Raw genomic sequence first — 13,372 nt, forward strand, 5'->3', positions numbered from 1 at the left:
TTTTTATAGTATATTCATATATTATATTATACTATAAAATGAAAGTATATATTCAGGGGGCTTGTATGGCAGACATTTCAAGAAGAAATATATTAAAAGCAGGTCTTATTACACCGGCAGTGTTATCCAGCATTACAGTTGATGATTTATTTGCACAGGAAAATACATCTACTGTATACATGACTAAAGATTTAAGTCCTGAAGGTCTTAAAAGAATATATTCATATATTAATAAGGAAATCACTGGAAAAGTAGCAGTAAAACTGCACACAGGTGAGCCACATGGTCCAAATATTATACCACCAGTATGGGTTAAAGATTTTTTAACTGTTATAAAAAATCCAACAATTGTAGAATGTAATGTGCTTTATCCAAGTCCAAGACAAAACACAAAAGGTCATTTAGAAACACTTAAAACTAATGGCTGGACATTTGCACCTGTTGATATTATGGATGCAGATGGGGAAGTAAACCTGCCTGTAAAAGGTGGAAAACATTTTAAAAATATTGCATTTGGCAAAAATATATTAAACTATAACTCTATGGTAGTGCTTACCCACTTTAAAGGTCATGCAATGGGCGGCTTTGGCGGCTCATTAAAAAACATTTCCATAGGCTGTGCTTCTGGCAAAACTGGAAAATCTCAGCTCCATGAAGGAATGTGGGGTGCAACTGGTAAAAAATTTATGGAAAATATGGTTGAAGGCGGCAAAGCAGTTATAGACCATTTTGGAAAAAAAATAGTGTTTATAAATGTTATGAGAAATATGAGTATAGACTGCGACTGTGCAGGCACATCAGCTGCAAAACCAACAGTGCCAGATTACGGCATACTTGCTTCTACTGATATTTTAGCACTTGATAAAGCATGTGTAGATATTATTTATAATATGGAACATAATGCAGGTAAAGATTTAATAGAAAGAATAAAATCTCGTCATGGACTTCGTCAGCTGACTTACATGAAAGAAATGAAAATGGGAAATGATAATTATAAAATAGTAGAAATATAAGTATCTTGAATATTAATTAAATCAGCTTATAAAAATACTGCAAAAGCGGAAGTTTTAAAAACTTCCGCTTATCTTTTACTGTGGTGCAGCTGTAACAGCAGGAACACTTCCAAATAAATCTATTGCAAATGGAGCAACTAAAAATCCAAGAGCAACAGAAAGCACTATCATCAAAACACCTGTTACTAAAAATGAGTGGTTAAATATATATTTACCAATTCTAGTTGAACCGGTATCATCCATTTGAACTGCCCCTAATAATGTAGGATATGTAGGAAGTATAAATAATGCAGAAACTGCAGCAAATGAAGCAACAATTATATATACATCACCATTATTTTCAGGAGTAATGCCAAGTGCTATAATAACAGCTGGAATAATTGCTTTTGCTGTTGCTGCCTGTGAATATAAAAGCATAGCAGCAAACATCAATGCAACTGCAAGCATAAATGGATAAGTCCCAACAACATCCTGTGCTATTTCAGTAATACCCTCAATATGTCCCCTTACAAAAGTATCGCCAAGCCATGCAACACCTAAAACACATATTGCTGCTGTCATACCTGAACGGAATGTGCTTGTATCTACTAATTTTGAAACATCAAGTTTACATGCAATTGTTATAATTGTAGCAATAGCAAGCATAAAGCTGATAATCGCATGGTCTCTTTTCATAATAACAGGGTCAATCCATTTTAAAGCATCACTTATTGCACTTGCATAAATAACAACTGCAATAACACCTAACAGGAAAATTAATACAGAAAGTTTTGCCCCTTTTGGAAGCTCTTTATCTTGAACTGAAGCATGTGTTTTTTTAATAAGACCAGCAGCAAGTCTTTCTTGATATACAGGGTCATCAGAAAGTTTTAAATGAGTAAACTTATTAACAATAAATGCTGCTATCATACAGCCTAAATAAGTAGTAGGAATACATATGGATAATAAAAGCGGATAGCTTACACCAAGCGGCTCAAGCACACCACTTAAAAATATAACAGCAGCACTTACAGGAGAAGCTGTTATAGCAATTTGAGAAGAAACAACTGCCAGTGCCAGTGGAGCTGAAGGTTTAATATTCTGCTCTTTTGCAACTTCAACGATAACTGGTATCATAGAAAAAGCAGTATGCCCTGTTCCCGCAAATAAAGTTAAAAGATATGTAACTGTTGGTGCAAGATAGTTTATCTTTTTAGGGTTTTTTCTTAATGCTCTTTCTGCAATCTGAACAAGATAATCAAGCCCCCCAGCAACCTGCATAGCAGTAATTGCAGCAATAACTGACATAATAATTAAAATAACATCCCATGGAATAACACCCGGAGACATACCAAGACCAAGGGACAGCACAACAACACCCAAACCCCCTGCATAACCTATGGCTATACCACCAAGGCGAACACCTAAAAATATAGCAGCCAATAGAACTATAAACTGCAAAACTAACATAAAAGTATCCATAAAACACCTTTTAAAGATAAATTTTTTTAAATTATAAAATAAAGTTATATTTTATAATTATTTTTATGTTGTAACATAATTGAAATATTTGTCAACATATTTTTCAAAGCATTTTTTTACATATTTTTATATATTTTCACATTGTGTAATAATATAAAATATTTTAATTATTTAAACACAACTTTAAAAATTAAATTTTAATGTATTTACAAAAACTATTATCCAAAAATATAATATAGACATATTTTATATAAATGTTAATATTTATAAAGTAATCAACATATTTCTTGTTTAATATAAATAATTTAAGCTTTTTATAAAAAAATAGCACTCACCACTTGACAGTGCTAATAATTTTTATATATTTAGCTTTATAAATCATAAAGCTAGAAACACATTATATATAATAAGGAGAAAAATATGTTACCAGTAATTTTTAACAACCAGCTTTTTAGAGATTTACTCAATAATGATTTTACAAAAGATATGGAGAAAGTATTTCGCAGAAACGAATGTGATTTAATGAAAACAGATATTAAAGAAAATGACAGTAGTTTTGAAATCCATATCGATTTACCCGGCTTTAAGAAAGAAGAAATCAATGCGGAATTAAAAGACGGCTACTTAACAGTAAGCACAAGTAAAAATTTGGAAAACAACTCTGAAGATGGTAAATTCATTTTAAGAGAGAGATACAGCAGTAATTGTTCAAGAAGCTTTTATGTAGGCGATGCAGTATCTGAAAACGATATACATGCTGCTTTTGAAAATGGAATTTTAACAATATCCATACCTAAAAAAGAACCAGAAGAAGCACCTAAAAAAATGATTAATATTAAATAATATTAAATCATATACTAACACTCAAACAAAAAAGCCTTTTTGACACTCTCAAAAAGGCTTTTATTTTATATTAAAATAGATTTATCTGCATATAAAACTGCCATCTTTATCTGCTAAATTATACTTTTCTAAAAGATATACTGTATAATAAAGTAAACTTGAAAGCCTGTTATTCATACTATCATATACACCTGAATAATAAAACATTATCTCATCATAATATTTACCAAACACAGCTTTTACTACATCACTTAAAGCAAGCCCTTTTTCATAATCTCCAGTATATTTTATACCCTGCATAGAAAGCATATAATAAGACATAAATAAATCTCTGCCTAATATCCTTAAATTCCCATTATTTGCAGCAATAGTCATAGGAAGAAACATTATACCAAGAGAATATGCTTTTTTAATCTCCATTTCTTCTAAAGCAGTAAAATTTTCTTTATTTGAACGGTATATTTTATTACGATACTGTATAAAATCATCTGCAATTTTTCCAATTTTTTTGACCGATTCTTTATCTGATAAATTTTTTGCTTTTGCCATATAACATTCTTTCATAGAATAAAAAAGCCTGTCCATATAAGATATTTCATTATTTAAACATACTGCTTTTTCTATTGGAAATTCTGCCCTGCTGCAGTCAAAAGACGGCTTATATGTTTTTTGAAACTTTAATTCTTTAAACTCTTTGCCATAAGAGAAAATAGAAACAACATCACCTTTCTTATTTATAATACTGTCATAATATGATAAAAACGAAAAGCATTCACTTTCCTTTATCTTTTTTATTGTTTTATCATTAAAAATAATCTGCTTTTCATTAACAGGTATAAAAAAAGATATATCATCACTTTTATAACTAATACCATCAAGCTGCCCTTTATTATCTAATACTGCTTCTCCATTAAGGGAAAGTTTTTCATTGCTTTGTTTATAAGAAACAAAAAGCTGATGATTCATACCATATTTTTCTGTGTTTGATTTATCATAACTTGTTTTTAAAAGAAATATGTCCGTAGAATAACATTTTGATACAGGCTCAGAAAATACTATATATGGTATAAAGAAACACATAAAAATTATAGAAATATATACTCTAAACATAATATTCCCCACATTTATATATTTATATTAAATTATTAAAAATACAATGTCAAATATTAATTTATTATATTATCCTGATTTTAAAATCTAAAATATTTTACTTACATTTTATAAATACTCTTTTATTATTTGTAAAAGTGTGATAGAGTATATATCTTGTAAATATAACTCGTGGAGTATCATAAAAGCATGGAGCAAAAGGAAAAAAAGACTAAAATCCTTGCTGTTGATGATGACCCTGTTATTCGTGGTCTCATTAAATCTATCTTTTTGAACAGCAAATTTGATGTTAATGAAGCTGACAGTGGAGAAATGGCTCTTGAAATCCTGCCTGATATTATGCCTGATATAATTCTGCTTGATATAATTATGAGCGGTATGGATGGCTTTGAAGTTTTAAAATCTATACGAAGCAATGAAAAATTAAAATATATACGCATTATTCTGCTTTCTTCTAAAAATAATATAGATGAAAGGTTAAAAGGCTATGACCTTGGCACTGATGACTATATGACAAAACCTTTTGTTGGAAATGAGCTGCTTGCAAAAGTAAATGTATTTGCAAAGTTGAAACATTCTGAAGAACGCAATTTATCATTAACAGAGCTTGTTAATAGTGAAATCAAAAAACGCATGGAAAAAGAAAAATATATTCAAGACCAGAAAAGACTTATTTCTATGAGTGATATGATTATCTCTATTGCCCACTACTGGCGGCAGCCTTTAAATGCTCTTGGAATTACTGTGCAGGATATATATGATGCTTACACCCATAATGAACTTACAGAAGATTATCTTAAAGAAAGTGTAGACCAGTCAATGCGTCATATTGCTTTTATGTCTAGTATAATTGATTCTTTCCAAAGTATTATTGATGCAAAAAATGATAATGTTTCAGAAACTGTGCATATACCAGCACTTCTTAGGGAAGCCTTAGTTTCTATTAAAGATATGCTTGACCTTTCAGATGTAAAATGCACTATTAATGGTTTAGATTATCTTAAATATGCAGATATTTCTACAATTGATTTAATTGTAGAAACAGAGCATGCTGCATTAAAGCAGATTATAACAAAAATAGTTATTACTATTAATCATCTTATACAAAATTATCAGGAAATGTGTGTTGATAATAAATTTCATGGTCTTATTAAAATTAAACTATATACCACAGTGGAAAAAATAATTATTCAGGTGCAGGGAAATGGTGTGCAGTTAAATGATAATGAAATATCTCATTTTTTTGACCCATATTATGCTCTTGGAGAAAACAGATTTGATAACAAAAGCTTAGGTCTGTTTTTTACAAAAATGCTTGTGGAACAGCACTGCAATGGGAAGCTTTTTATTAAAAAAGAAAACGATGTAAGTATTTTTCAACTTGAAATTCCGTATTCCCCCCCCCAATCATCAAGCAGCATGATTATTGATACTATTAACCATAACATATAAAAACAATGATAAATAAAATATCAAGGCTTTTCAAAAGGTTTATGTAAATAAAGATTACTAGACTTACTAAAAAAAGTTGCATAACAGTAATATAATGAACTTATAAAGTAAATTAGGTCATACTGAACCTTATCAAAGACGAAGTATCTAAAAATCTAGATAACTTAAACACATTATACACTGCTGCAATATATGTAATTTAGATTTTTCGCCTTTAAAAAATCAGGCTCAAAATGACTGTAGCGGGGATAAGTCCAACACTATTATTTGACTTGCTAATTAACAGCAAAATATATTTTTTAACTAATTATTATAATACATTTTTATACAGTATCTAAATATTTTTTTACAATATTTAGATATTAAAACAAAAAATTCATAACTATAATAATATAAATAAATTTTAAAAAATACTCTATTTTATATTATTTGTCTGTAATATAGTCATCATTAATATAATTATCATAGGAAAGAGTTTCTACAAGATTTTCCACTTTATCAAGAGCAGCATATATTGCAGCATTATCTTGAAGAGAAAAGTCATCAGTTGCAAACTCTGTATTATCCATCATAATTTTTAATTCTTCCACAGACCGCTGCAAAGATAATAAATTCCCTTGAGCTTTTGCCATCAGCTCAACTGCATCTAAAAGAACATCAAATTCATCTGATTCTAAAATAGTATAAGCATCTGTATTAATATCTTTTGTTTCCATAATATCTCCCTGTAATAAATACATTACACTATACTTTTTAGCAAAAACAATGCCATAATATTAACTTTCACCTTCTCTAAAAATTAAATTATTAACAATATATACAGCAGTTTCTATACAGCCATCACAGCTTTTTAAAACTTTGCCTGTTCCAACCCCTTTTATCTCTTTGCAGCTCATAGAACCAACAAGGTCTATAAATTGATTATTTATCTGTGATACAAGACGGTATGTTTTTGTTTTTGTGCGGGTTTCTGCATCTTTTCCACCGCTGTTGCATATTCCTGCAATGATAACTGCTGCTGTTAATGCACCACAGCTGCCCTGCAGATTACCCATACCAGCACCAAAACCTTCGCTTATTTTAAATAAAACATCTTCATCAATATTTAATTTATCTGCAAAGGCAAGACATACTGACTGGCAGCAGTTATTGCCCTGCTTGTGTAACTTTAATGCTTTTTCTGTAATTTTATCCATACTTACGCTCTTATCTTTTTAAAATAATGTTTTTTATAACATTATAAATATATTTTTTCAATAAAAAAGCCTGCAAATTTGGCTTTACAGGCTTATAAATATATAAAATAAAAATATTATTTTACAGAGTCAGCATCACTTCCATCCCATTGAGTTACTGCATCAGTTTCTATTTCAGGAATATCACCTTTTATGTAAACTGGTATTTTTTCTTGATTCCATTGTGATATGTAATTATTTAATAAAGCTGTAACAGGTTTATAAAGCATAACAAGCACAATAATATTGATTAATGCCATAAAGCCCATTAAAAAGTCACCTAAATTCCATATTGTAGTAAGATTTGCAATAGAACCGCCTAAAACAAGCATCAATGTCATTACAACAACTATGTAGTATGATAATTTACTGTCTTTTATAGCAGTTACACCTGTCTGAATATAGAAAAAATTACCTAAAATTGAGCTGAATGCAAATAATACCACACATAAAGTAATAAATAATGAGCCAAACTGACCAAAATGAGTATTCATTGCATACTGCATAAGGTTAATCCCTTTTAATTCACCTATTTTAGCCATAGCTTCTGGAGAAAGTAAAAGAATAAAACCTGAAACTGAGCAGATTATTAATGTATCAGTAAATACTGAAAACATTTGAATAAAACCTTGACGAGCTGGGTGAGTTGTTGTAGCAGCTGCTGCTGCATGTGGAGCACCCCCCATACCTGCTTCATTTGAGAAAAGACCTCTTCTTAAACCAGTTGCCATTGTATGCCCTATTGCACCACCAAAAGCAGCTTCTGGCATAAATGCCTGAGTAATGATTACATAAAATACATGTGGAATCATTGTAATATTCATTAAAATAACCACTAAACCAAACAGTATAAATGGAATAGCCATAACAGGCACAATATATGTGCATGCTTTAATAATGGCTGTTCGTCCCGGGCTTAATAATATAAATGCTATGATAATTGATAATACAATACCTGTAATGCTTGGGTCTAAATTATAAGAACTTAATGCCCCAGCAATAGTATTTGCCTGCACACCATTAAATGCTGTATAAGTTAATATCATAATTACTGCAAATATTAAAGATAATACAGGAAGTTTTAATTTACTGCGTATGTAAAAAGATGCACCTCCAACATACTGCCCAAGAGAATTTTTCTCTTTATAAAGCTGTGCAAGAGTTCCTTCTGCAAATGCTAATGCAGAGCCAAATAATGCCATCATCCACATCCAAAATAATGCACCAGGACCGCCCACAGATATTGCCACCATAATACCTGCCATATTACCTGTGCCAACACGGCTTGCTGTGCTGATTGCATAACTTGCAAAACCAGATGTTCCGCCACCATGATGCTTAGCAAATAACAAACTACCTGCATGAAATACATACTTAAATTGTGAGCCTTTAAGTAAAACTGTAAATAATATTGCTACAACAATAAATACATAAAACACTATATTATTAAAAAGTATTTCTGTGCCTGTTGTAAGAAACTTATCAATAGATGCTATTAATGTTGACTGTGCTTCCATCTTTCCTCCAATTAAAATAATAGAATAGAATACATAATTTGCCGCTGCTTTGTCAAATAAAATCAGAAAATTTATAATAAAAATTAATATTTAAGGATTATTTGGTTCTTTTTTTAATAAATTAAGAATATATATAAATGGTAAAAATATGCTAGATAATTTTATAAAAAATAAATGTTTTGTATCTTTAAAAAATAAGTCTATTAAGAAAAAAGAAATAAATGATGATATTAAAACAGCAGCACTAAACCCTTTTAAATAATAAAGGCTGCCTAAAATATAATTTAAAATGATAATAAGTATAAATGACAAAACACTTCTAAATAACAAATGCTTTAACTTATTTTCTATTATAAAACATTTACTTGATATTACATAAAAAGATATAAATGGAACAGACCATATTGTTAAAGCTAAAACTATACTAGACTGAATATATTTTTCTCCATAAAGGATTTTTATAATAAATGGAGATAATAATGCAGCAAATAATGCCATTAAAATCAAAGGAATTGTTGTAACATAAAAAAGAGTTTTTATTCGTTCCTTATATTCTTCTTCACTTATTTGCTTTGCCTTAACTATTGCAGGAAAAAAAGCTGTCATTAAAACAGCAGGCACCATATACCATATCTCTGTAAGCCTTGCAGCAGCACTGTAAATACCTGATGCATAATCAGAATACATACTACTGATAAAAATAACAGTAATTTTTTGGTAAAATGTGTAAAAAAACACTGCTGCAAATAATGGAACAGCACTTTTTAATATATATTTTATATAAAATATATCTATATACCAGCCTGATACCGTATAATTTTTATATTTATACATTAGTATAACTGTTAAATAAAGCACTGCATAGTCAATAAAAACTGCAAATGCAAAATATATAACTGGAGCTTTAAATATTATTAATATTACTTTTAATAAAGATGATAAACTATAGCTTATCATTCTTGCAATAGATGTATATTTTGCCTGAGCATTTATTAAAAAAATACATGAAAAAACAGAAAATGGCTGAAATAAAACGGCTCCAGCTATTATTAATACAGAATAAAGTTTATCGCCATTATAATTTATTAAGCAGTATATGACTGTAATGCTGTAAACTATAAAAGCCACTGCAAATTTAATAAAAAGTGCTGAGCCCTGAATGCCGCCCTGTTTTTCTGCATGCTGCATCATATCTTTCATAATAATATCATCAATACCAAGAGATACAATAATAACAGAAACTGCATATACAGCTGTTGCAAAAGCAATAATGCCATACATTTCAGGACCTAAATATCTGGCAACTGCAATGCCTACAATAAGTGAAGCAGTAAGAGAAAAAATATAATCTCCCATCTGCCACGAAAAATTAGACAGATATTTTTTTAAACCTTCGCTTGATAATCCAGATTGTAAATATATATTATTTAGTATCTTTTTTATATCACACCTAATAAATTAATATTTTTAGCAATTTTACATTTTATACTATTGAAAAGCAAGCTAATATATGATAGTCTAAAACATTAATGAAAAATAAGGGGTGAATTATGAACAGGCAGATTCCGTTTGCAGATTTAAAATCACAATATAATGCTTATAAAGAAGAATTAGATAAAGCAGTTCTTGATGTTATGGGTTCATCTATGTATATCATGGGTCCAGAAGTTGAAAAATTAGAAAAAAACTTAGCAAATTATGTTGGTTCAAAATATGCATTAAGTGTTTCTTCTGGCACTGATGCACTTTTACTTGCTCTTATGGCTTATGATATAAAAGCAGGTGATGAAGTTATCACTACACCATTTACATTTATTGCAACAGCAGAAGTTATTGCATTAGTTGGTGCAAAACCAGTATTTGCAGATATTGATGAAAAAACATATAATCTTGATGTAGAAAAAGTAAAACCACTTATTAATGAAAGAACAAAGGCTATTATTCCTGTATCATTATACGGACTTCCTGCTGATATGGATAAATTTTATGAACTTGTAAAAGGCACTAATATTAAACTTATAGAAGATGCCTGCCAAAGCTTTGGTGCTGTAGATAATGGTAAATACAGCTGCAACTATAATAGTTTAGGCTGCACAAGTTTCTTCCCATCTAAACCACTTGGCTGCTATGGTGATGGTGGTGCGGTATTTACTAATGATGACAAAGAAGCAGAAATGATTGCAAGCCTTAGAAACCATGGGCAGATTGCAAGATATAAACATAAATATATTGGAATAAACGGCAGGCTTGATGCTGTGCAGGCAGCTGTTCTTAATGTTAAACTTGCACATTTTAAAGAAGAAATTGCTGCAAGAATAAAAATAGGCAGCGATTACACTGCAAAAATTAAAGCTGCATATAAAGGCGATATTTCTGACATAATTACTCCATATATACCTGAAGGTAAAGTCAGTGTATATGCACAGTATTCTATTAGAGTAAAAAACAGAGAAGAAGTTGCTAAAAAACTTAATGAGCAGGGTATCCCTACAGCTATTCACTACCCTATTCCTTTACATATACAGGAATGTTATGCAGGCTGCGGATTTAAAGAAGGCGATTTGCCAATCAGTGAAAAAGTTTCAAAAGAAATTATGAGCCTTCCAATGAGTGCATTTTTAAAAGCTGATGACCAGGATTATATTGTAGAAGCTTTATGCAAAGCAGTTTTGGAAACAAAATAATCTAATTTATTTATAAATTTCACTTATTATAAATATATGAGCAGGTGCTTAATATGCCTGCTCTTTATCTCTCATAACATAGATAGTTACTTCGGTTATTTCATTCTCTCAGGAATACATATTTTTATTTTAGGTAAAATCTAAAAACGATTGCAAAAAAATGAATAAATAAAAAAGTGGTTGTTAAAACTCTTTAAAAGAAATATTATTTTTTAGCCAAAAAAATAAATGTGAAGTAATGAGAATAATAAACTTATATATGAGTTTATTAAAAAGAAAACTGATATTAAAAACTTTTCAACTGCTTATATAAAAAAATACAAGACTGGATGAATAATTATGCTGGAAAATTATTTAATTATAAATCGGCTAATGATATTTTTTTATGAGAACTTAAACAACTGCTTAAACTTTCGCAATTGTTTTTAGATTTTATATTTTACCAAAAAATTAATGTATAGCCTTGTAATATAAAAATATATATGGTATCTTAATAAACATAATACTATGTTTACTTTCAGGGGGTAATATGAGTAAAATTAAAGTTTTATTTGTTGCAAGTGAAATAGAGCCTTATGCAAAAACAGGTGGTCTTGCAGATGTTTCTTCTGCACTGCCAAAAGCATTAGCTGGTAAAGGGATTGAAGTAAAATCTGTTATGCCCCTTTACTCAAAAGTAAATAGAGAAAAATATAAACTTAAAAAAGTTATGGATATGGCTTGTGTTCATATGGGAAACTGTGAAGAATGGTTTAGTGTTTATCATACTAATGAGCCTTATGGCAATGATGTATATTTCATAGAATTTAGCAAATATTTTGACAGACCGGGCATATATCATGAAAGTTTTGGAGAATATTCTGATAATCCTTACAGATATGCTTTTTTCTGCCGTGCTGCTATGCAGCTTGCAAAAGATTTAAACTTTCAGCCAGATATTATACACACTAACGACTGGCAGACTGGATTTATACCATATTATTTAAAATGCGGTGAAGACGCTTTTTTCTGGGGCACTCGCTCAGTGATTACTATACACAATATTGGTTATCAGGGCAGCTTTGATACAAGTGTAGTTGATTATGCAAAAATATATCCACAGGATTTTAATGCAGGTGCTTTTGAATCCTTTGGCAGATTAAATATTTTAAAAGGCGGTATCGCTTTTGCCGATAAAATAACAACTGTAAGCCCTACTTATGCCCATGAAATAATGGGTCCCATAGGCTCTGGTGGTCTTCATGACCTTCTTCGCAGCCGCTCTGCTGATTTATGCGGTATATTAAACGGTATTGATACAAATGTATGGAATCCTAAAACTGATAAATTAATACCGAAACAATATGATATTAAAACATATAAAACTGGTAAAAAAGCAAATAAAAAAGCACTGCAAAAAATGTTTGATTTAAATGATGCTCCAAATGTGCCACTTTTTGGTTTTATTGGCAGGTTTGCTTCACAAAAAGGACTTGGTCTTTTAGCAGGTGCTGTAGAAAGAGCAGTTAGTTCTATGGTATGTCAAGTGGTTATACTTGGCTCTGGTGATGAAGATGCACAGTGGTATTTTGGCGGGCTTCCTGCAAGGTATCCCGGCATAATAGGTGCATACATTGGCTATGATGAAACACGCTCCCACTTAATAGAAGCAGGAAGTGATTTCTTCCTTATGCCTTCCCTTTATGAGCCATGCGGTTTAAACCAGCTTTACAGTCAAGTATATGGCACACTGCCTATTGTGCGTGCAACTGGCGGGCTTGATGACACTATTGACCAGTATGATGAATATAATGGCACAGGAACAGGCTTTAAATTTTATGATATTGACCCACAGGCTCTTTATAACACTATGGGCTGGGCAGTTTCTACTTATTTTGACAGACCAAAACATATTGATAATATGATAACACAGGCTATGAAAAAAGATTATTCATGGTCTATCCCTGCTGACTTATATATAGGTATATATAAAGAACTTTCTGGCAAATAAATGTAAATATTTCCCTGCCTTTATTCAGGCAGGGTTTTATTATATATAGTATATGGAGTAAATGCTT

11 protein-coding genes are annotated in these 13,372 nt (G+C 30.3%); 5 read left to right on the forward strand and 6 right to left on the reverse strand.

The annotated features are described in order from the left end of the window. Window positions 1–65: 65 nt before the first annotated feature. On the forward strand, window positions 66–1,013 hold the full coding sequence (locus N508_RS02770) for a DUF362 domain-containing protein (protein ID WP_023274872.1): 948 nt from the start codon (window positions 66–68) through the stop codon (window positions 1,011–1,013). Between the two features lie 75 nt (window positions 1,014–1,088). Here N508_RS02770 and N508_RS02775 read toward each other — a convergent pair whose 3' ends face one another. Then, on the reverse strand, window positions 1,089–2,474 hold the full coding sequence (locus N508_RS02775; protein ID WP_023274873.1) for an anaerobic C4-dicarboxylate transporter: 1,386 nt from the start codon (window positions 2,472–2,474) through the stop codon (window positions 1,089–1,091). Window positions 2,475–2,894: 420 nt separating this feature from the next. On the opposite strand from N508_RS02775, the gene N508_RS02780 reads away from it, so the two are divergent. Beyond that, window positions 2,895–3,317 (forward strand): Hsp20/alpha crystallin family protein, encoded by a 423-nt coding sequence (locus tag N508_RS02780; protein ID WP_023274874.1) that lies wholly within the window; start codon window positions 2,895–2,897, stop codon window positions 3,315–3,317. A gap of 81 nt (window positions 3,318–3,398) precedes the next feature. Here the strand turns inward: N508_RS02780 and N508_RS02785 are convergent, their stop codons facing one another. Continuing rightward, entirely contained in the window at window positions 3,399–4,427 is a 1,029-nt protein-coding gene (locus N508_RS02785; RefSeq protein ID WP_023274875.1) for a lysozyme inhibitor LprI family protein, read from the reverse strand. Window positions 4,428–4,616: 189 nt separating this feature from the next. Between N508_RS02785 and N508_RS02790 the strand changes: the two genes are divergently transcribed. Further along, the gene (locus N508_RS02790; RefSeq protein ID WP_251930649.1) at window positions 4,617–5,879 is read left to right on the forward strand and encodes a response regulator; all 1,263 of its coding nucleotides are present in this window, start codon (window positions 4,617–4,619) and stop codon (window positions 5,877–5,879) included. Window positions 5,880–6,304: 425 nt separating this feature from the next. On the opposite strand, the gene N508_RS02795 is transcribed toward N508_RS02790, so the two are convergent. The 4 genes from N508_RS02795 to N508_RS02810 form a co-directional block, all read right to left on the reverse strand. Further along, window positions 6,305–6,595, reverse strand: coding sequence for a hypothetical protein (locus tag N508_RS02795; protein WP_023274877.1), 291 nt, complete (start codon window positions 6,593–6,595; stop codon window positions 6,305–6,307). A gap of 60 nt (window positions 6,596–6,655) precedes the next feature. Then, window positions 6,656–7,075 carry a C-GCAxxG-C-C family protein gene (locus N508_RS02800; RefSeq protein ID WP_023274878.1) on the reverse strand — a complete coding sequence of 140 codons (420 nt, stop codon included), beginning with the start codon at window positions 7,073–7,075 and terminating at the stop codon, window positions 6,656–6,658. Window positions 7,076–7,191: 116 nt separating this feature from the next. Next, window positions 7,192–8,631 carry an alanine/glycine:cation symporter family protein gene (locus tag N508_RS02805; protein ID WP_023274879.1) on the reverse strand — a complete coding sequence of 480 codons (1,440 nt, stop codon included), beginning with the start codon at window positions 8,629–8,631 and terminating at the stop codon, window positions 7,192–7,194. A 90-nt stretch (window positions 8,632–8,721) separates the two neighbouring features. Next, a complete protein-coding gene (locus N508_RS02810) occupies window positions 8,722–10,086 on the reverse strand; it encodes a flippase (RefSeq protein WP_347342705.1) in 1,365 nt (454 codons plus the stop codon). 95 nt (window positions 10,087–10,181) lie between these two features. Here N508_RS02810 and N508_RS02815 point away from each other — a divergent pair, with 95 nt between their 5' ends. Next, complete coding sequence (locus tag N508_RS02815; protein ID WP_023274881.1) at window positions 10,182–11,315, forward strand: DegT/DnrJ/EryC1/StrS family aminotransferase; 1,134 nt, start codon at window positions 10,182–10,184, stop codon at window positions 11,313–11,315. Window positions 11,316–11,844: 529 nt separating this feature from the next. Next, window positions 11,845–13,305: a glycogen synthase GlgA gene (gene glgA, locus N508_RS02820; RefSeq protein ID WP_023274882.1), complete on the forward strand. Its 1,461-nt coding sequence runs from the start codon at window positions 11,845–11,847 to the stop codon at window positions 13,303–13,305. The last annotated feature ends 67 nt before the right edge of the window (window positions 13,306–13,372 follow it).

Origin of the sequence: Mucispirillum schaedleri ASF457, from assembly GCF_000487995.2 — a bacterium.
Taxonomy (GTDB): domain Bacteria; phylum Chrysiogenota; class Deferribacteres; order Deferribacterales; family Mucispirillaceae; genus Mucispirillum; species Mucispirillum schaedleri.